The 19,114-nt window shown below is 55.9% G+C and carries 19 protein-coding genes, 3 tRNA genes and 1 riboswitch; of the genes, 18 read left to right on the top strand and 4 right to left on the bottom strand.

Annotated features, from left to right (window positions below):
* Positions 1-41 precede the first annotated feature (41 nt).
* From JI721_RS01690 to fdhD, 3 genes are all read left to right on the top strand, one after another.
* On the top strand, positions 42-1,247 hold the full coding sequence (locus tag JI721_RS01690) for an aspartate kinase (RefSeq protein ID WP_274456354.1): 1,206 nt from the start codon (positions 42-44) through the stop codon (positions 1,245-1,247).
* Positions 1,248-1,385: 138 nt separating this feature from the next.
* Positions 1,386-1,586 (top strand): cold-shock protein, encoded by a 201-nt coding sequence (locus JI721_RS01685; RefSeq protein WP_274456352.1) that lies wholly within the window; start codon positions 1,386-1,388, stop codon positions 1,584-1,586.
* Positions 1,587-1,887: 301 nt separating this feature from the next.
* Positions 1,888-2,694 carry a formate dehydrogenase accessory sulfurtransferase FdhD gene (gene fdhD / locus JI721_RS01680; protein ID WP_274457608.1) on the top strand — a complete coding sequence of 269 codons (807 nt, stop codon included), beginning with the start codon at positions 1,888-1,890 and terminating at the stop codon, positions 2,692-2,694.
* Between the two features lie 16 nt (positions 2,695-2,710).
* Here the strand turns inward: fdhD and JI721_RS01675 are convergent, their stop codons facing one another.
* Positions 2,711-3,028 (bottom strand): hypothetical protein, encoded by a 318-nt coding sequence (locus JI721_RS01675; protein ID WP_274456351.1) that lies wholly within the window; start codon positions 3,026-3,028, stop codon positions 2,711-2,713.
* Positions 3,029-3,310: 282 nt separating this feature from the next.
* Positions 3,311-3,392: riboswitch (ZMP/ZTP riboswitch) on the top strand.
* Between the two features lie 94 nt (positions 3,393-3,486).
* Here JI721_RS01675 and serA point away from each other — a divergent pair.
* The 5 genes from serA (at position 3,487) to JI721_RS01650 (ending at position 7,735) form a co-directional block, all read left to right on the top strand.
* Positions 3,487-5,070 carry a phosphoglycerate dehydrogenase gene (gene serA / locus JI721_RS01670; protein WP_274456350.1) on the top strand — a complete coding sequence of 528 codons (1,584 nt, stop codon included), beginning with the start codon at positions 3,487-3,489 and terminating at the stop codon, positions 5,068-5,070.
* A gap of 67 nt (positions 5,071-5,137) precedes the next feature.
* Positions 5,138-6,247, top strand: a complete 1,110-nt coding sequence (serC, locus tag JI721_RS01665; RefSeq protein ID WP_274456349.1) for a phosphoserine transaminase — start codon at positions 5,138-5,140, stop codon at positions 6,245-6,247.
* Between the two features lie 41 nt (positions 6,248-6,288).
* Positions 6,289-7,470, top strand: coding sequence for an HAD family hydrolase (locus JI721_RS01660; protein WP_274456348.1), 1,182 nt, complete (start codon positions 6,289-6,291; stop codon positions 7,468-7,470).
* A 91-nt stretch (positions 7,471-7,561) separates the two neighbouring features.
* A tRNA-Ser gene (locus JI721_RS01655) sits at positions 7,562-7,655 on the top strand.
* A gap of 3 nt (positions 7,656-7,658) precedes the next feature.
* A tRNA-Met gene (locus JI721_RS01650) sits at positions 7,659-7,735 on the top strand.
* 403 nt (positions 7,736-8,138) lie between these two features.
* Here JI721_RS01650 and JI721_RS01645 read toward each other — a convergent pair.
* Positions 8,139-8,663, bottom strand: coding sequence for a hypothetical protein (locus tag JI721_RS01645; RefSeq protein ID WP_274456346.1), 525 nt, complete (start codon positions 8,661-8,663; stop codon positions 8,139-8,141).
* A 116-nt stretch (positions 8,664-8,779) separates the two neighbouring features.
* Positions 8,780-9,154, bottom strand: a complete 375-nt coding sequence (locus JI721_RS01640; RefSeq protein WP_274456344.1) for a DUF2512 family protein — start codon at positions 9,152-9,154, stop codon at positions 8,780-8,782.
* 207 nt (positions 9,155-9,361) lie between these two features.
* Between JI721_RS01640 and JI721_RS01635 the strand changes: the two genes are divergently transcribed.
* The 4 genes from JI721_RS01635 to JI721_RS01620 all read left to right on the top strand — a co-directional run bounded on the left by JI721_RS01635 (position 9,362) and on the right by JI721_RS01620 (position 11,117).
* Complete coding sequence (locus JI721_RS01635) at positions 9,362-9,691, top strand: YbjQ family protein (RefSeq protein WP_274456343.1); 330 nt, start codon at positions 9,362-9,364, stop codon at positions 9,689-9,691.
* Positions 9,688-9,933 (top strand): hypothetical protein, encoded by a 246-nt coding sequence (locus tag JI721_RS01630; RefSeq protein WP_407654057.1) that lies wholly within the window; start codon positions 9,688-9,690, stop codon positions 9,931-9,933. Before JI721_RS01635 ends, JI721_RS01630 begins: the two co-directional genes overlap by 4 nt.
* A gap of 151 nt (positions 9,934-10,084) precedes the next feature.
* Positions 10,085-10,159 (top strand) — tRNA-Thr (locus JI721_RS01625).
* 274 nt (positions 10,160-10,433) lie between these two features.
* Positions 10,434-11,117 (top strand): GntR family transcriptional regulator, encoded by a 684-nt coding sequence (locus JI721_RS01620; protein ID WP_274456342.1) that lies wholly within the window; start codon positions 10,434-10,436, stop codon positions 11,115-11,117.
* Between the two features lie 83 nt (positions 11,118-11,200).
* Here JI721_RS01620 and JI721_RS01615 read toward each other — a convergent pair whose 3' ends face one another.
* Positions 11,201-12,325 carry an IS1595 family transposase gene (locus JI721_RS01615; RefSeq protein WP_274454618.1) on the bottom strand — a complete coding sequence of 375 codons (1,125 nt, stop codon included), beginning with the start codon at positions 12,323-12,325 and terminating at the stop codon, positions 11,201-11,203.
* A 140-nt stretch (positions 12,326-12,465) separates the two neighbouring features.
* Between JI721_RS01615 and JI721_RS01610 the strand changes: the two genes are divergently transcribed.
* The 6 genes from JI721_RS01610 (at position 12,466) to JI721_RS01585 (ending at position 19,108) form a co-directional block, all read left to right on the top strand.
* Positions 12,466-13,854 carry an MmgE/PrpD family protein gene (locus tag JI721_RS01610; RefSeq protein WP_274456341.1) on the top strand — a complete coding sequence of 463 codons (1,389 nt, stop codon included), beginning with the start codon at positions 12,466-12,468 and terminating at the stop codon, positions 13,852-13,854.
* Between the two features lie 44 nt (positions 13,855-13,898).
* A complete protein-coding gene (locus JI721_RS01605; protein WP_274456340.1) occupies positions 13,899-14,684 on the top strand; it encodes an enoyl-CoA hydratase/isomerase family protein in 786 nt (261 codons plus the stop codon).
* 28 nt (positions 14,685-14,712) lie between these two features.
* Positions 14,713-15,870, top strand: coding sequence for an acyl-CoA dehydrogenase family protein (locus JI721_RS01600; protein WP_274456339.1), 1,158 nt, complete (start codon positions 14,713-14,715; stop codon positions 15,868-15,870).
* Between the two features lie 82 nt (positions 15,871-15,952).
* Entirely contained in the window at positions 15,953-16,813 is an 861-nt protein-coding gene (locus JI721_RS01595; protein WP_274456338.1) for a hydroxymethylglutaryl-CoA lyase, read from the top strand.
* Positions 16,814-16,876: 63 nt separating this feature from the next.
* On the top strand, positions 16,877-18,106 hold the full coding sequence (locus tag JI721_RS01590) for a CaiB/BaiF CoA transferase family protein (protein ID WP_274456337.1): 1,230 nt from the start codon (positions 16,877-16,879) through the stop codon (positions 18,104-18,106).
* Positions 18,107-18,310: 204 nt separating this feature from the next.
* A complete protein-coding gene (locus JI721_RS01585) occupies positions 18,311-19,108 on the top strand; it encodes an HpcH/HpaI aldolase/citrate lyase family protein (protein WP_274456336.1) in 798 nt (265 codons plus the stop codon).
* Positions 19,109-19,114: the final 6 nt, after the last annotated feature.

Genomic DNA, 19,114 nt, shown 5'->3' with positions numbered 1-19,114 from the left:
ATGGGAAAGAGAGAAACCCACACACGCTGGGAGTGGAGAAGTTGTTGATCGTCCAAAAGTACGGGGGAACGTCCGTTGGGTCCGTGGAACGGATTGAAGCGGTCGCTGACCGAATCCAGCGCACCGTGGCGGCCGGCCATGCGTGCGCCGTTGTGGTCTCTGCCATGGGACACTCGACGGATGAATTGGTATCGCTGGCGCGCGCGATTACGCGCGAGCCGGATGCCCGTGAGATGGATGCGTTGTTATCCACGGGTGAACAAGTTTCAGCGGCTTTACTGTCGATGGCACTGCAGAAGCGGGGGCTTCGCGCGCGCTCGTTCACAGGCTGGCAGGCGGGCATTGTGACGGAACCGGTCCACGGCAATGCGCGGCTCGTTCACATTGATACGGAGGCCCTGCAAAGCGCCCTGCACGGGCAGGTGATCCCGGTCATCACCGGGTTTCAGGGCATCAGCGGTGACCACGTGACCACCTTAGGCCGCGGGGGTTCAGACACGACTGCGGTCGCCGTCGCAGCGGCGCTTGGCGCTGACCTGTGCGAGATTTACACGGATGTCAAAGGCGTCTACACGACCGACCCGCGGCTCGTGTCAGCCGCGCGGAAGCTCGACGTGATCGACTATGACGAGATGCTGGAACTGGCGACGCTCGGCGCACAGGTGCTGCATCCACGCGCTGTGGAAAACGCGAAGCAGTTCGACGTGAAACTGGTGGTGCGGTCAAGTTTTGAGGATGAGGAAGGAACGATGGTCATGAATACAGGGGCTGGATTCGAACTGCGCGATGCGGTGACCGGGGTCGCGTTTGAGCGTGAAGTCGCACGCGTGGCGCTGATTGGCGTGCCCGTCGGCCGGCATGGCCTGGCGACCGTCTTTGGCCGGTTGGCGGAGGACGGGGTGAACGTCGACGTGATTGTGCAAAGCGTGGTCGAACAGGATGTCGTCGACGTGTCTTTCACGGTGAAGGAGGAAGACTCGGAGCGCGCCGTCCGCATCGTGAAGAGCCTGCAGGCGGATTTGGGATTCCGCGATGTCGCCTGCGAAACAGGCCTTGGCAAGGTCTCCATCGTCGGGGCGGGCATGATCAGCAATCCTGGCGTGGCCGCGCAGATGTTTGGCGCGCTGGCGGCGGCCGACATCCCCATCGCGATGGTGAGCACCTCTGAAATCAAGGTTTCCTGCATCATTCCGGCCCAGCACGTGGAGCCAGCGGTCCGTGAATTACACGCGGCATTTCTCGAATAGCACGTTCTGGCTGGCGGTCATGCGAAAAGAAAATGTGGCAATTTTTCCGAACGTGTATCTTTCTTGGCCGGAAAGGCCTATACTATGTTCGAAGCAGTAATTTTACCGCGCACAGAGATGCGCACTGGAGGACTGTAAGTGAGAGGTACCGTTAAGTGGTTCAGTTCGGAAAAAGGCTATGGTTTCATCACGCCGGAAGATGGTGGCAACGACGTTTTTGTCCACTTCTCCGCCATCAATTCGCAGGGGTTCCGCACCTTGAATGAGGGCGACCAGGTCGAATTTGATGTTGAAGAGGGCCAGCGCGGTCTGCAAGCAGCCAACGTAGAGCGTCTATAAGCGGTTGTTCCACAACCCTTGAACCATTGATAGACCCGCATAAGCGCGTCTGTGGTGCAAGTGGTGTCTGTAAAGGGTCATCGCAGGATGGCCCTTTCGCAGGCAACCTGACAAGCGTGACCTGGACGAATGCCGAACGCATTCGTCGGAGTTGGCGAATGCAAATCGGTACAAAAACACCTTCGTCTTCGGGCGGAGGTGTTTTTGCTCGGAGGGGACTCAGATGAGCGAACAGCAAACTTCTCACGACAACCGAATCGAGGCCGCCGGGCAGCTCGGAGCGGACGGACTGCCGCTCACGATGCACCGGCCCATTGTTCGATTTACGAACGGGGCAGCACCGTCCGGAACGGAACAGCTGGACGACGAGGTCGCGTCCGAGTACGCCTTGACCATTTACGTCAACGACCGCGAACTGGCGACCGTGGTCTGTACGCCGGAATATATGGAAGACCTGGTCATCGGCTTTCTGGCGTCGGAAGGGGTCATACGCTCCATCGACCAAGTCGAAAGCCTGACCCTCAGCCGCCTGCGCGGAACAGCCCGCGTCAAAACAAAGCACGCCGTCAATTTTAATCAGGATTATTACAACAAACGCTACATTGCGTCCTGCTGCGGCAAGAGCCGGCAGACGTTCTATTTCACGAACGACGCGCATACGGCAAAGTACGTGGACGACGATGTTCAGATTCACCCGGACGACGTGTTTCGGTTGATGAATCAAATGGAGGCTTCAGCTGACCTGTTTCGCCAGACGGGGGGCGTACACATGGCGGCGCTGTGCGACACACGTCAGGTTTTGCTCGGCCGGACCGACATCGGCAGGCACAACGCCCTCGACAAGTTGTTCGGTCACGCGCTGCGGACCCGCGTCGACCTGCATGGTAAACTCATTACGTTCAGCGGTCGACTCTCTTCTGAAGTGCTATTGAAAGTATCCAAAATTGGTGTGGGGATTGTGTTAGCCAAGTCGGCGCCGACAGCGCTCGCCATCGAAATGGCGGATGAGCTCGGGATTACGGCCGTGGGGTTCGTCCGCGGCAAGTCGTTCAACGTGTACACGCATCCCTGGCGCATTGTCGGCGCCCAGCCCTCGGCATCACAGTGAGGTGCAAAGGTTCGTCCTAGCGGCGGCCCGTGGCGACGTTCCCGATGGTGTTGGTGGTGCCTTGCGCGACGCGCCCGGCCCCGTGCAATGTCGCCCGGCCTGCTTGCCCAACCGCGTTGCCAACGCCTCCCACGGCACGGCCGGCGCCGCCGACGACGTTCCCGGCTGCATTGCCCACAAAGCCCGCCGCATTCCCAGTCCCGTTCACGACTGCGCCGGCCGCGTTTCCTGTCGCGTTCGCTGCATTGCCGACGGTGTTATTGGCATTCCCACAGCCCGCCGCGGCCAGGGTTAACGCAATAGCCGCAGCTGCCAAAAATGATGTCTTTTTCATGTACACCCTCCCATGCGTGCACCGCCGCAACCCACAGGACGGTGCACAAAGTTCCTTGCAGGTGTAGCTTCCCAATTTCGTCGAATTCTATCCAAACTTTTGTGGCGAATTTGCGAATGCTGTACATCCTTTGCAAAATTCCTTTTGAGGAAGCGCTTTCGACAACTTGACGAATTCCGTCGGACGAAGGTATATTGTCAACAACGTAGCCCGTGTCCCGCGCGCCACAGACGCCGCGGGGTGCGGCGCCTGATTTCAGAAATCATTTTCAAACTTCATCTGGGTCTGTCGCATGACTGGCGGAAGTGGGGAACCACAAGGGAGTGCGACAGCTAGGGACTCGCCGACCGCCTGGGCACTCAAATGATGGAGTGTTCAGGCGTTGCTGTATCTAGCGAGTTGTCCGAAAACGGACACAAAAGTCGGGACAGGAAAACAGACAGGGAGTGGAGCCCAAGATGAAAATTTTGGTTGCCGACGACATTTCTCAATTCGGAATTGAGAAACTTCAGAACCTACCAGATTCGCAGGTGAGGGTTCGCACAGGCATGTCGGAAGCCGAACTGATGGAGGAAATTGCGGACACGGAAGCGCTGCTGGTTCGTTCTCAGACCAAGGTGACGGCGGCTGTCCTCGAGGCTGCAAAACACTTGAAAGTCATCGGCCGCGCCGGTGTCGGCGTTGACAATATTGATGTCCCCGCAGCGACACGGCGCGGCATTGTCGTGATTAATGCGCCGGATGGCAACACCATTTCCGCCGCGGAGCACACGTTCGCGATGCTCATCACTCTGTCTCGCCACATCCCGCAAGCAGACCGCTCCATTCGAGAGGGCCGGTGGGACCGGAAATCGTTCGTCGGTGTGGAACTTCGCGGAAAAACACTCGCTGTGCTCGGCACGGGACGCATTGGCACGGAAGTTGCAAAGCGCGCCAAGGTGTTTGGCATGACTGTGATGGGATATGATCCGTACCTGACCGAAGCGCGCGCCAAAGAACTGGGCATCATCCACGCCACGTTTGACGAAGCCATTGAAGCGGCTGATTTTATCACCGTTCACACCCCGTTGACCAAAGAAACCCGCCACTTGTTGAACGCACAAGCGTTCGCGCGCATGAAAGACGGCGTACGCATCATCAACTGCGCACGCGGCGGCATCATCGACGAAGAGGCCTTGGCAGAGGCGCTTCAGGCAGGCAAGGTGGCGGGCGCGGCGATTGACGTGTTTGAACAGGAGCCTATCCCGGCCGACCATCCACTGATTGCCCTGAAGAACGTCGTGCTGACGCCGCACCTTGGCGCTTCCACGGTAGAGGCGCAGGAAAACGTCGCGATCGACGTGGCAGAGCAGGTCGGTTACCTCCTCCAGGGCCTTCCCTTTAAGAACGCGGTCAACCTGCCCTCCCTCTCCGGAGAACAAAAGGCCATTCTGCAACCCTACCTGGCGTTGGGCGAACAACTGGGACTGCTCGCTGGTCAGTGGGTGGGGGGTGCGGTGTCTGAAGTGGAAATCGGGTTTGCCGGCCCCATCGCCGAACACGACATTTCGTATGTCACTCGAACCGTGTTGAAAGGCTGGTTCAGTGTGAAGTACGGCGACGACGCGAACTACGTCAATGCACCGTTCCTGGCGGAGCAAACCGGAATTACCGTGCGCGAAGTGAAGCAGCCGCGCGGCAAGGTGTTCACCAACCTGCTGACATTGACGGTCAAGTCGGACCAGGGCGAACACCGCGTCGCAGGGACGCTGTATAACGGGTTTGGGCCGCGGATCGTCGAGATCGACGGGTATACCGTGGACGCAGCCCCGCAGGGGAACATGCTGATGACCCGGCACGTCGACAAACCTGGCATGATTGGGAAGATCGGGAGCCTCCTCGGCGACGCTGGCGTCAACATCGCAGCGATGCAGGTGGGACGGCGCGAAACGGGCGGCGAAGCCGTGATGGTGCTGTCGGTCGATAAGGCCATCCCAGAGGCTGTCCTGACGGAGATTTCGAAAATGGATGGCATCGTGCTCGCGCGCGCGATCGATCTGTAAAGGCGGACATTGGCACAGGCGGCGGCGTGACCATGCAGGCAAGACGTTGACGAGAGGGGAACGGACGATGAATCATCGTGATCGCGTAGATAACTTTAACGGCGGCCCAGCGGCATTGCCAGTGGAGGCGCTGGAAAAGGCCCAGGCAGAGCTGTTGAACTTCGCCGAGACCGGGGCTTCCATCGTGGAAATCAGTCACCGCAGCAAGGCGTACGAGGCCGTGCATCAGCAGACCAAGGCGCTCTTGAAAGAGCTGCTCGAGGTGCCGGATGACTATGAGATTTTGTTCCTGCAGGGCGGTGCCAGCCTGCAGTTTGCGATGGTTGCGATGAATTTGCTGGACAACGAGCACACGGGGGCTTACGCGCTCACAGGGAGTTGGTCGAAGAAGGCCCGCGAGGAAGCGGCGCGTGTGGGCCGGGTTCGAACCGTGTTTGACGGTGCCGAAAGCGAATTTCGGACCATCCCCGGGGTCGAGCAGGTTGTGCCCGCGCCCGGCGACGCGTATCTGCACCTGACGTCCAACAACACCATCTATGGCACCCAGTGGCATGCCTTCCCGGACACGGGAGAGGTTCCGCTCGTGGCGGATATGTCCAGCGACATCCTGTCACACCGCATTCCCGTCCGCCAGTTTTCATTGATTTACGCAGGTGCTCAGAAGAATCTGGGTCCCGCTGGGGTCACGGTGGTGATCATCAAGTCATCCCTGGTGGCACGTGCCAAGGCCATTGCGGAAGAGAAGAACATCCCGGTCATCCTGCGCTACGATTTGCATGCAAAGCATGACTCCCTTTACAACACGCCGCCGGTGTTCGCCATCTACCTGATGGGGCTCGTGCTCGAGTGGCTGCGTGACCACGGCGGCGTCGCGCAAGCGGAAGCGCGCGGTCGGCAGAAGGGGAAGCTGATTTATGACGCGATCGACAACAGTGATGGCTTTTACCGCGGTTACGCGGCACCGGACAGCCGCTCGTACACGAATGTCACGTTCAACCTGCCGACGCGCGAATTGGAGCAGGCCTTCCTCGCAGGGGCGGAGGAGAACGGGATGATTGGTCTCGGTGGTCACCGTTCTGTCGGCGGCTGCCGCGCGTCGATTTACAACGCCGTATCGGTTGAAGCGTGCGAACGCCTGGCCGAGTACATGGATAGTTTCCGCCGGGTACACGGGTGACGTGCAGCGGCGTCCAGCGGCGTGTGGAGGAGGATATGGCATTGTATCAGACGGTTTTGTTCGACGTGGATGGCGTCATGCTGAGCGAGGAACGCTACTTTGATGCCTCCGCGCTGACTGTATACGAGCTCTTGTTCAGTCCGCAGTACCTCGGGTTACAACCGAGCGCCGCAGCGGGGCGTCACGGCGCGCTGCCGGCCTTCTCCGTGGATTTGCCGGAGCAGGCGGTACATTTGGTGCGGCGAGCTGTGTTCGACGACGACCACGTGCTCCACGCCATCAAGCGCTGCGGCGTCAACGCCAACTGGGACATGGTGTACCTGCAGACCGCCATGCAGCTAGCCAGGGTCGTTCGGGGCCTGGCGCAGGCGGTCGGCACGCAGGAAGCGGCAGCCATGGTGCGCTCCGCTGCACGCGACGGCTGGAGCCGAGAGGCGCTTCGGCGCGTGGGCGAGGCGGTGAACGGCGTGCCTGCACAGGATGCGGGCGGGTGGATCGACTTCGCAAGCTTCGTGCCGGAAACCGCCGGGTGCCGTGACAAGGCCGACCTGTTCCAGCGGATGAACGCCGCGCTGCAAGCGGCCCTGGACGGTGCGGATGTCACGCCGTTTTCGGCCGGACGCGTGCTGTGGACCGTGTGTCAGGAGACTTTCCAGGAGTGGTACGTCGGCGACGCGCACGTCGCATCCCCGCATCAGCCGGGCAAGCGTGGGTTTTTGACCGATGAGATCCCGCTGGTCGACCCACCGGCCTTCTCTCGCATGCTCGACGAGCTGAAGCGCCGCGGGATACAGCTGGGGATTGCCACCGGACGGCCCGCCTTGGAGACAACCGTTCCGCTGCAGGCGCTCGGCTGGCTGTCCGCGTTTGACGCCCAGCGGATCACGACGGCCAGCGACGTCCTGCACGCCGAACGAGCCGTTCCATCGGCTGCGCCGCTGTCCAAGCCGAACCCGTTTTCCTACCTCCGGAGTTATCTGCGTACGACGGACGTCGAAGGCGTGCTCGGCCAGCCGCTGCCGCTGCCAGCGCAAGCAGGCAAACAGGTGCTGGTGGTGGGCGACTCCATCGCCGATTTACTGGCTGCTCGCGCCGCCGGTTTTGACTTTGCGGCCGTGTTAACCGGCCTCGAAGGCCAAGGTGCGCGTGAAGCCTTTGTGTCGCGCGGCGCAGACCACATTTTCGATGGGGTGTTGGACGTCGCCACCCTGTTCGCTGGGTGAACTTCTTCAAGATAGAGCAATTTGGGGCAACATTCCTCTTGATTGCACTGGGCCTGTCGTGCTAAGATATCAAATGTCGCTCGACACGTCTGGAGAGATGTCCGAGTTGGTCGAAGGAGCACGATTGGAAATCGTGTAGGCGGTTTAAACCCGTCTCGAGGGTTCGAATCCCTCTCTCTCCGCCATTTGGCGGCGTAGCTCAGTTGGTCAGAGCACACGGTTCATACCCGTGGTGTCGGGGGTTCAAATCCCTCCGCCGCTACCACTACAAAGCAAGACAGATATGTCAACGACGCGGGGTTCGATTGGCATGGTTCTGAGACAGTCGCAACCCGCTGCACCCACCTTGCAAAGGCCTGTTTCCCGTCGGTGTCATCGCCGACAGGAACGGGTTTTCTCTTTTTTTGCGCATCTGTTCATCAAGTATGTTTCGCCATGAGCGGTGAATCCGCCTGAGCAAATCCGCATGCGCAGGCGGTCCGCGCGTACGCAAGGTATGTAGGAGGAGAAGCGACAGTTGAAACCTGCGCTCACAGGCGATACTGTCACTTCTGGAACAGCCTTCCCATATCCTGATAAGAAATATTACGCTTCTCCTCCGTCGAAGACACTAGTGAAATGCTGGAAGGCTTGCGATGCTTCGTGATTGCGCTGAGCTGCGATGCGCCTCAACGATGTCCGTGCGGGTGATAAGGCGGGCACGGGCAGCCGGGATCGACAACCACGTTCTTGGTAATCGGCTGATAGACATGTTTCGGTACATTCACGATGACGTGGCGGTTGATTTGCACAATCGGGTGAATGTACTGCACCTCGCGCGGCACATAGCAGTCCCGGACGACGTAATGTGGGTCGCACATCACAGGCGGGCATCCTTGCTTCGGCGCGTGTGCCGGCATCGCGTAGCCTGGGTCGTACATTTTGTGTTTCTTGTGCTTATGTTTATGCTTGTGCGGCTTTTTCGGCATCTCGTGCATCATGTACGGCTGCTGTCCCTGAAAGGTGAACGCGTGAAAGGTCGTGGTCTGTTGCTTTGGAAACGTGGCACTCTCTCCAGGGTCGGAGTCCATGTCGAAGGATTCATGGTAGTGTTTGTCTTCGTGTGATTCGTGGAAGGACTCGCCATAGTCGTGTGACTCGTGTTCATGCCCGCCGTGGTCATGAGACTGGTAATGCCATTTTTGCTCTGCCATGATGTATCGCCCCTTCTCGGAAGATACACCATATGTATGAACGTCCAGTAAATGAGTGTACTAGTCATACGTCCATTTTCGTACCGCGTCGAGTTGCTGTGCCTTGCGGGCTGCGTTCAGCGCGCCCGGTCGATCAACCGTTCTGACTTGAGCATGAAGATGTGGGTGGAGTATTCAATCAGGCTAAGCGCCGCGGAACAAACCAGCGAGGCTGCCATCGAGATGGGCGCGCCGTGAAACAGGTTCGGGACAAGCCAAATGAGGATAACATTGATGATGAAATCGAGCGCCACAGCGCGCCCATTTCCCATCCGCGGCAGCACCGTCAGGTCGGTGATGGTGCCCACAATGCCAATTGCCATGGCCGTCGAAAACACCTGCCAGAAGGTCAGGTACAAGTCGGGATCGACGCGCTCTGCGATCCACAGCGCCAACGTGGCCGCGACCCACTTGAGAATGAAGTTGGTTACGCTGATGACCAGATTGGACACATACATCATCTCCCCGAACAAAGTGTTTCCGACGGGGCCGACGGCTATCCAGGCAGCCGGGCCATCCCGGTCAGCGGGCCAAGCAGCCGCGCGCCCTCCCAGGCGGCGAACGAAGCTCTGCAGCACGACTTTCCAGGAATGAAACACAGACGACGATGGAACTGGTATGATGAATCTGTCACAAGGATTGGGGAGGAGCGTGGACGCATGTTGGTCGTCACGACGGAGAGCGTGCCAGGGTATGAAGTGGAAGAGGTGCTCGGGCACGCGTTTGGGGTCATTGTGCGCAGCCGAGGCATTGGCGGAAACTTGGCGGCGGGGTTGCGCAGTCTCGTCGGCGGTGAAATTCACGAGTACACGGAGATGCTGGAAGACGCGCGCAAGGACGCGGTGGACAGATTGGTGAAAAACGCACATCAAATGGGGGCGGATGCCGTCGTGATGATGCGCTTCGACTCCAGTGAAATTGGCCAGACCATGTCCGAGATTGTGGCCTACGGGACAGCCGTTCGCCTCAGGCGCGTGTCCGGGGCGTGATGGTCATCCATGCGTTGATAGTGTATGTGATCGCGGTCGTGATCGTCGCCGTCCTGGCATTCGCCTTCACTCGCTGGCAGCGATATCGGCGTGTGGACAAGGCGCCGCAGATTCCGCCGGGATTCGAGCGTACGGCCGAGATCAACGTGGACCCCACGACCGGCATCCGGCAACGGGTGTGGTACAATCCAACCACCGGCGAGCGATTCTACGAAACGCTGGATGAGCCGCCAGGCCGGTGAGCGCAGGTTGCGGTGAAGATTGGGTCAAGCACGCACCTGCCTCCATTTGGAACGGGGGCAAAAGCCGCGGCAGTGCTTGACTTTTTCGCGTTCGGCCAGTAAACTAGGTCGTGCTGGTTTTGAATTTCAAGTGCGTTTTACTGGCGAACATGCCACCTTGGCTCAGGGGTAGAGCGGCTCACTCGTAATGAGCAGGTCGTCGGTTCGAATCCGACAGGTGGCTCCATAAGAAAAGCCGTGGCGACGCGGTTTTTGAGGTGGCTGTTCTGAAAGGGCAGCCGCCTCTTTCAGTTTGTGTGCGACGATTTCGTGCAATCGGCAAACCAGACTGCGGCATGGGACGGCGCGTACCGCATCGTCATTGATGGGACGAACAGCATATTGGACGCTGGTTGTTTACCCTCTCATACTATGGCGAGGTCACGATACCGTGCAGGAGTCTTGACCTTTCTTGTAAAATGAAATTCAACACAATACTATCTCTAAGGAGAATTGAGCATTTGAGCGACGATTGGAAAGTGGAAGACGAACCTTTGTCCGATAAGGTCACGAACATGCTTCGAAAGCTAATTGTCAATCAAACCTTCAAGCCGGGCGACCGCTTGGTACAAGAAGAACTGGCAAGTCGTATGGGCGTGAGTCGGATGCCGATTCGCGATGCTTTTAAGCGACTTGCGTATGAAGGGTTAGTCGTCATTGAACCTCGTAAGGGTGCGGTGGTGGCGCCGGTTTCGAGGGAATCGTTTCAAGAGGTTTATACCCTTCGGATGCAACTGGAACCCATGGCGAATCGTTTATCGGCGGAGAACCTAAATATAGAAGATTTGGGTGGTCTGAAGTCTCTTTGTGACCAAATGGAGAAATGTGTTGCGGAAAATGACACCTACTTGTTTTCTCAACTAAATGGTTCTTTCCATAAGTTGCTGCGTTCTAAATGTCAATGGAGACGTCTGATCCACTTCGTTGAGACTTTGTGGGACGGCTTACCGCCCTATACTCCAACGTTCATTCAGGGGCAAGCGGAACAATCACAAGCAGAGCATCGACAAATTTTAGAGGCGATTCAAGCGAGGGAATTTGCGTCAGTCGAAACAATCAGCCGTCGTCATATTGAACGTTCACGCGATTTGCTATTGGATCGGTTGGAGCAGCTGGGGTACTTTGTAAACCATTCAGGATCATAATACTTTTTCGAAACAAGGTAGGATTCCTGTTTTATTGATAAGTCTACGCTTTGTTCTTAACAACTGTTGCTATTCCATAGCAATCAACTGATTGCTTGTGAAGGATGGGTTTCGGCGATCAAGGCGTCGTAACACGCCGTATGGCAGAGTCGATCCGGTTTCCGTTCGCCTGTCTCATATGAGACACAGATGAGAGTTGCCGCTTCGTCTGTTGTGCGAATCGGTTGGTGGCAAATCGCACATTCACTTGTATAGACCATCTTGCGGTGGATTTTCTTCGTATCTATGCAGGCCATCGCTAGGAATCTCCTTTCCCAAACGCCGGATGTGATCGCTCGGGTCGTGTCCAGGTACTCAAACCAGGTCATGTAGTTGGCGAGGTACTTTGTCGCCACGCCCTTGAACCGTACCATCCAGTCCTTGAGGCGACCGTGATAGGCGTTGACGTTCTGGATGTGGTACACACCTCTGCTTCGCACACCGGCTTTCGCATTCAGAGCAACATGTTCGATGGCGGCGTCCTTGCAAACTTTCTTGAAGGCGGGCAAAGCGTCGGTGCAGAGCACTACATCAGTACCCAAGACCGGTATCATTTCCTGACGTAAGGTCTGTGCATCCACTCGCTCCAGAACGAGCGAAACGGTACGAGCCGTACGGTCCCGAAGTACAAGCACCGGCACTTGATCCTTGCTCCGTCCACGTTTATGGACGCCCTGGTTATATGCGCCTTTACCGTGCTTGCGAGGTTTACGTCCGAATCGTTGTTCAAAATCCCTCTTGCGGGCATCAGGATTCAATTTGTCCTTGAAGTGACTGCCTTTGTACGAACGGCGAAAGAATGTCTCGTCGGCCTCGACGATGCCATCCAGTTCGGAGTCCTCGTCGGTGTGTTCCCGCAACGAGGCCAGGATTTTATGACGCCATGCAAAAGCGGTCGAGACGGCGATGTTGAGTTCTTCGGCCGTGGCTCGTAACGACTTGCCTTCTCGCATGCACCGAGCCATTTCATCCCACATTTCTGCCGATTTCTTGGTATATGACAGTGGGGTTCCCGTCAAGTCACTGAAGGTTCGACCACATGCCTTGCAGAAATAACGTTGCCGGCCTGTCCCGATCATCTTACCGTCACGCTTCGTCGATTTACTGCCGCAGCGAGGACAAACGACTCCGTTCCGGAAATGGGCTTCACGGATATGATGAATGTTCACAGCGTCTCACCTCGAACGTTTGTTCGCATTCATCCTACCGCAATGTTCGGAAAACCGCAATACAGACGAACAGAGCGTAAGTCTAACGCATTCGTTTATAATTTGTTTGGATACAGTATCCGAAAGGTGGGTGGCATAAGATGTATGACTCCATGTCCGAGCGCTTGGCGGAGTATATTCAGCAAGTTCAGTATGTCGCTTTACCGAAGAGCGTCGAGCAAGCAACGAAGGTCGCCTTCCTGGACTGGTTGGGGAACGCGATTGTTGGTTCACAAATGCCCCCGGCACAAATGACGCATCGGGTGTTGGCCGCGCAAGGTGGAGCACCACAGGCCACTGTCATTGGATGGCGCCGCTCAGATGTGCCTCTAACCGTTTTGGGGGCGCATCGACCACGTTCAACGGCGTTGTGGGCTACACTTGCAAACGGGACCAGTTCCCACATCATTGAGCTGGACGATGTACATAAGGCGTCAATCATTCACGCGGGGACCGTGGTCATTCCTGCCGCGCTTGCCTTAGCCGAATGGCTGGGGGCTTCCGGGGAGGAGCTCATCGAAGCCATCGTCGCTGGCTATGATGTTTGTATACGGATTGGGGAAGCGGTTACACCTTCACATTATCAATACTTTCATACCACGGGTACGGCGGGGACATTTGGGGCGGCCGCTGCCGCCGCCAAACTCTTGAAACTGTCCCTCGAACAAACCATGCATGCGCTTGGCACGGCTGGAACGCAAGCGGCTGCCTTGTGGGAGTTCATTGAAACTGGCGCAATGAGCAAGCATCTCCACTCCGGTAAGGCTGGATTCAACGGCGTTTTGGCGGCCTTGTTAGCCAAGGAGGGGTTTACAGGAGCACCCAAGATTATCGAAGGCAAACGGGGTTTTATGAACGCCATGGCGAATTCGTATGATGCCGCCAAAGTGTTGGACCAATTGGGGACTCGTTACGCACTGCTTGAGAACTGCTATAAAATCCACTCTTCATGTCGTCACACACATCACGCAATCGATCTCGTGATTCAATTGACAACAGAGCATGACCTGCGCCCGGAAGAGATTGAGCGAATTGAGATTGGTACCTATCGGGTCGCATTGGACATCACGGACAACTTGAACCCGAAGTCGGTCTATGATGGGAAGTTCAGTATTCAGTACTGTGCGGCGCTTGCCGCAGTCAAGCGCCGGGCCGGGTTAGCTGAGTTTACTGAAGAGAATTTGAACGATCCGGTTGTTCGCAGTGTCCTGGACCGCGTGCATGCGTTTGAGGATCCAGCCTGTCAAGCCAACTACCCCGAGAAGTGGGGGGCGCGAGTGACGATTGTCGCTGCGAATGGGAAACGGTTTGAAGCGACAACCGATTATCCGAAGGGTGACTATGAAAATCCGGTCAGCGCTGACGAATTAATTGGCAAGTTCACTTCCCTCGTGCAGGGCTATCTTGATGAACCGACGACGAAGGCATTCGTCCAACGTTCGATGACACTCGAGACCTTATCAAATGTATCAAATTTTTTTGCTGAGTGAACTGACTGACGAACGCGGTATGGACGAACAAAGGGGGAGCTAGAATGCCACACGTCACGTGGAGCCGTCGTGAAGACAATCCGTTCATTGCTGAAATCGTGATGCAGCGGGAAGAGGTTTTAAACGCGTTCAATACGCAGATGGCGGCGGAACTCATTGAGATTTGTGCAGACATTACCGCCCGAGGGGACGTGCGGGTCGTAGGTCTGCGCTCCAGCAGCCCTCGGTCATTCTGTACTGGAGCCGATTTAAAGGAACGTAACGGGATGACCGAACAGGCTTGGCGAGACCAGCATCGCTTGTTCGAAAAGATGTTTTATGCGATTGCCGACCTTCCGATGCCTACAGTAGCCATCATTGACGGCTTCTGTCTGGCGGGAGGGATGGAACTCGCGCTGAACTGCGATATGTGGGTGGTATCAGACAAGGCAGTCTTTGGGCTCCCTGAGGTGACACGAGGTATTATGCCCGGCGGCGGCGGCACTCGCTTGTTAAGCAGGCGTATTGGTGTGCACCGCGCGAAGGAAATGATTTTCACGGGTCAAAAATTCGGAGCCCACGAAGTCGCGGAGATGGGTCTGGTGAATCGCATCGTCCCATCCGAGCAATTGGATGCTGCCTTCCTTGAAATTGCTGCACCCATTGCGGAAAATGCACCGTTGTCCGTTCGCTACTGTAAATCTGCGATTGACGAGCTCATTGGATATCCGGATGACATCGGACGTGAGCGTGAACTGGCCTGGTACAACAAAGTGATTGACACGGAGGACCGACACGAGGGCATACGTGCCTTCAACGAAAAACGCAAACCTCAATTTCAGGGTAAATAAATGGTTTGTTGATGAGGAGGAAAAACGAGTGAGCGACACGGAATTACATCAGGAACTACGCCGCAGTGTACAACAAATTTGCCGGAAGTACCCGGATGAATACTGGCGAAAACTCGACGAAACCAATTCCTATCCGGAGGAATTCGTAAACGAACTCACGCAGAGTGGGTATTTATCTGTCCTGATTCCTGAAGCGTATGGCGGGGCTGGGTTTGGGATTACCGAAGCATCCATTATTCTTGAGGAAATCAATCGTTCTGGCGCCAACGCAGGTGCATGCCATGCACAAATGTACACCATGGGAACTTTACTCCGTCATGGCTCACCAGAACAGAAGGAGAAATATCTTCCGAAGATCGCAGATGGAACCCTCCGTCTCCAAGCCTTTGGCGTTACCGAACCGACCACAGGCTCGGATACGACTCAGTTGAAGACGACCGCCGTGAAGAAAGGCGACAAATACATTGTGAATGGTCAAAAAGTATTTATTTCACGGACCGAACACTCAGACCTGATGATTCTGCTTGTGCGAACAACCCCGTTGTCTGAAGTGAAAAAACGTTCTGAGGGTCTCTCTGTTCTTCTTGTAAATCTTAGAGAAGCAGTAGGAAATGGACTCACGATTCGACCCATTCGTACGATGATGAATCACGCGACCACCGAGCTGTTCTTTGAAGATCTCGAGGTGCCGGCGGAGAATTTGATTGGAGAAGAAGGAAAGGGCTTCAAATACATTCTGGACGGCATGAACGCGGAGCGGATTTTGATTGCGTCCGAGTGTATAGGCGACGGGAAGTGGTTCGTGGAGCGTGCTACCCGTTATGCAAACAGTCGTGTCGTATTTAACCGTCCGATCGGACAAAACCAGGGCGTTCAATTCCCGATATCCAGAGCCTATGTCAACATTCAGGCCGCGGATCTCATGCGCTTGCGCGCAGCAGAACTGTTCGATGCCGGTGAGAAGTGTGGGGCGGAAGCCAATATGGCGAAACTGTTAGCTGCAGATGCGTCATGGGAGGCAGCGAATGCGTGTTTGCAAACACATGGTGGCTTTGGTTTCGCGGAGGAATACGATGTAGAGCGTAAATTCCGCGAAACACGGTTGTATCAGGTCGCCCCGATTTCAACCAACTTGATCTTGTCATTCATCGGTGAGCACGTGTTGGGCTTGCCGCGTTCGTATTAATGGTCGGTCGCTATGCGGTCCCGATGTGGCGCAGTGCTTAAGTAATCCGGAAACGAAAGCGGACGTGGGAGGTGGAAGGTAGATGGAGTTTCCGAACGAAGTGGAGCTGATTGAGGTAGGACCCAGGGATGGTCTGCAAAATGAACCGGAACCCATTTCGGTAGAACAAAAAAAGAGATTGATTCGACACCTCGCTGAAGTGGGGTTCTCACGGATTGAATCAACCGCTTTTGTTCATCCGAAGTGGGTGCCACAAATGGCGGACGCCGAGGAAATTGCGGCCTACTGCAACGAACTGGGTTTCACACAGATTGCACTGACGCCGAACGAGCGGGCGATCGACCGAGCCATCGCAATGGGCGTGCCTCAGGTCGCAGTGTTTATTGGCGCCAGTACGCAATTTAATCAGAGAAACATCAACCGAACCACGGATGAATCGCTCGCAGCGTGTGCGGCGGTGTTCGAGAAGGCCAGGAGACACAATATGTTCGTTCGTGCCTATATCTCAATGGCATTTTCCTGCCCGTTCCAAGGTGAGGTCACATTTGAAGAAGTGAACCACGTCTGCAAGCGTTTTGTAGAACTTGGTGCGGATGAGATCGACATTGGCGATACGAACGGCCGGGCCAATCCGCGGATGGTTTATGAGCGATTCTCGCGTCTCAGAGACTTGTATCCAACCACGACGTTTGTTGGCCATTTTCACGACACCTATCATGTCGCGCTTGCCAATGTCATCGCTGCCATGCAAGCCGGTGTCCGTAAATTCGATGCATCGGTCGGTGGACTTGGAGGCTGCCCTTATTCACCAGGCGCTACGGGCAATGTTGCGACGGAACGGCTCGCTTATATGTTGTCCAGCATGGGGATTGCAACCGGCATCGACGATGAAAAGTTGAAGGCACTCGTTCCCTTTGCGCAGTCCCTGTCAACTCGACTTTAGGCAGCTAATGGAACAGACGGTATGGAAGCGCTTCGCAGAGCACGACATTCGGAGGGGATAGGTATGGAACGAGTGGTAGAAGGGGTATTGCCGCTGTCTGACATCACGGTTGTGGCACTAGAGCAGGCTGTCGCCGCTCCGTTCGCATCGAGACAATTAGCTGATCTCGGTGCGCGTGTCATTAAAGTAGAACGTCCTGGTCCTGGAGACTTTGCCCGGCAGTACGACCGAACAGTGCATGGGCAGTCGAGCCACTTTGTCTGGTTGAACCGCACAAAAGAATCCATGGCGTTGGATGTAAAATCAGACGACGGAAAGCAAGTCTTAAAGTCCCTGCTCGCTTCCGCCGATGTATTTATCCACAACCTGGCACCTGGTGCTGTGGAGCGCCTCGGGTTTGGCTTTGAGGAGCTGCACGCTTTATTTCCAAAATTGATTGTCTGTGAAATCTCAGGTTACGGGAAGAACGGCCCATATTCTAATAAGAAGGCCTATGATCTGCTGATACAGTGTGAGACGGGCGTAGTCTCCATCACGGGAACACCCGATACACCATCGAAGGTTGGCATATCGATTGCGGATATTGCGTCAGGGATGTATGCCTTTTCCAGTATTTTAACGGCGTTGATTCTTCGCGGCAAAACGGGACAGGGCACACATATTGAGGTGTCCATGCTGGAGGCACTCGGCGAGTGGATGGGCTACCCAATGTACTTCGCCGCATACGGGGGAACACCACCGGCGAGAACGGGATCGTCCCATGCAACGATTTTTCCATACGGCGCGTTTGCGGCAGGGGATGGGAAGTCCGTATTCTTTGGAATCCAAAATGATCGCGAATGGGAGCAGTTCTGCACGATTGTGTTACAACGTCCAGAGTTGGCCAAGGACGAACAGTATCAAGGAAATGCGAATCGCTACAAGCATTCTGAGGAACTGACCCGTGAGATACTCCAGGTTTTTTCGCAGATCAGTGCGGCAGAGGTCGAACAGCGGTTGGACGAAGCGAACATTGCAAACGCCCGTTTGAACAACATGGTCGATTTCTTCGAACATCCGCAGTTGAAGGCACGGGGCCGCTGGCGTGAGGTAACGACGCCGGAAGGCGTGGTCAGGGCGTTGCTGCCGCCTGGAACCATTCGAGGAAGTGCGGTCTGCATGGGCCCGGTACCTCGTGTTGGTGAGCATACTGAAAAGATTCGAAATGAGATTGCCGCGAAGCACCGGGGGGGTTCATTCGAAGGGATAGAAACATCGTCTGGTCGCCCGATTGTGAATCGTGATCACTATTGAGCGTTGGTTCATAATTCCGTATAATCAGATGTATTATTGGATACAGTATCCTTGTCTTCACGCAATCGGATCGTATGTGCGATTTGGCAAGCAAGCGGTCGGATTGCAGTCAGTGGCAGTGTTCTCTATGAAATTTATTGCGAGGGAAGGGTATCAATGGGCCGGTTGCGGTCGTGGCTGTTCGTCCCAGGGGCGAATCAAACAATGATTCAGAAAGCCAGAATGATTCCGGCAGATGTTCTTATCTTCGACCTCGAGGACGCCGTCGCGCCTGCTGCAAAGGAGACAGCGCGAAGAATTGTCGCTGAAGCCCTGCGTGACACCTGGCCCCAAACTGTTTATGTTCGAACAAATCCTATCGACAGTGCAACCATTCTGGACGAAGTGATGGAACTTAGCGGGGCATCATTAACAGGATTTGTTCTGCCTAAGGTAGAAAGTGCCGGTGCGCTGCAGGGTTTTTTATACCTGCTTGATCGACTTGAACAGAAACTGCGTTTACAACCGGGTCACTTGAAGGTCCTGCCGATCATTGAAACGGCCAGTGGACTACGGAACGTACAGGACATATCGAGCGCAAGTGCGCGTATTTGCTGCCTGGCGTTCGGTGCCATTGACTTTGCACTTGACCTTGGCGTCCAATCATTGCCGCCTCAATTACTGGACTATATACGATGCACCATGGTCATTGCGTCGCGCAGTGCGGGGATTGGAGCGCCCGTTGACAGTGTATACCCTGATTTTCACGACTCGGAGGGGCTGCTGCAGTCGGCCAGCCAAGCAAAAGGCGCGGGTTTTGCTGGAAAATTCGCCATCCATCCTGACCAAGTGTCTATCTTGAACAAGGTCTTCTCGACAGGGGAAGTTGAATTCAACCAGGCACAGGAAATTGTCAGGGCCTATGAAGAGGCCATGGCGAGCGGGCAGGGGAGTATTCAGGTCAATGGCAAAATGGTCGATTTACCGGTGTATGAACTCGCGAAGCGGGTGCTCGGCAGGTAAGTGAGG

Origin of the sequence: Alicyclobacillus cycloheptanicus (assembly GCF_028751525.1) — a bacterium.
GTDB classification, from domain to species: Bacteria; Bacillota; Bacilli; order Alicyclobacillales; family Alicyclobacillaceae; genus Alicyclobacillus_L; species Alicyclobacillus_L cycloheptanicus.
This window is presented reverse-complemented; position numbering and strand designations above follow the sequence as displayed.

What these genes read in the sequence shown, in the direction of transcription:
- JI721_RS01610 (WP_274456341.1), top strand. Translation starts at nt 12,466, where the DNA reads ATGTATGACTCCATGTCCGAGCGCTTGGCGGAGTATATTCAGCAAGTT.
- JI721_RS01590 (WP_274456337.1), top strand. Translation starts at nt 16,877, where the DNA reads ATGGAACGAGTGGTAGAAGGGGTATTGCCGCTGTCTGACATCACGGTT.
- JI721_RS01635 (WP_274456343.1), top strand. Translation starts at nt 9,362, where the DNA reads ATGTTGGTCGTCACGACGGAGAGCGTGCCAGGGTATGAAGTGGAAGAG.
- JI721_RS01605 (WP_274456340.1), top strand. Translation starts at nt 13,899, where the DNA reads ATGCCACACGTCACGTGGAGCCGTCGTGAAGACAATCCGTTCATTGCT.
- JI721_RS01595 (WP_274456338.1), top strand. Translation starts at nt 15,953, where the DNA reads ATGGAGTTTCCGAACGAAGTGGAGCTGATTGAGGTAGGACCCAGGGAT.
- serC (WP_274456349.1), top strand. Translation starts at nt 5,138, where the DNA reads ATGAATCATCGTGATCGCGTAGATAACTTTAACGGCGGCCCAGCGGCA.
- JI721_RS01675 (WP_274456351.1), bottom strand. Translation starts at nt 3,028, where the DNA reads ATGAAAAAGACATCATTTTTGGCAGCTGCGGCTATTGCGTTAACCCTG.
- fdhD (WP_274457608.1), top strand. Translation starts at nt 1,888, where the DNA reads ATGCACCGGCCCATTGTTCGATTTACGAACGGGGCAGCACCGTCCGGA.
- JI721_RS01645 (WP_274456346.1), bottom strand. Translation starts at nt 8,663, where the DNA reads ATGGCAGAGCAAAAATGGCATTACCAGTCTCATGACCACGGCGGGCAT.
- JI721_RS01585 (WP_274456336.1), top strand. Translation starts at nt 18,311, where the DNA reads ATGATTCAGAAAGCCAGAATGATTCCGGCAGATGTTCTTATCTTCGAC.
- serA (WP_274456350.1), top strand. Translation starts at nt 3,487, where the DNA reads ATGAAAATTTTGGTTGCCGACGACATTTCTCAATTCGGAATTGAGAAA.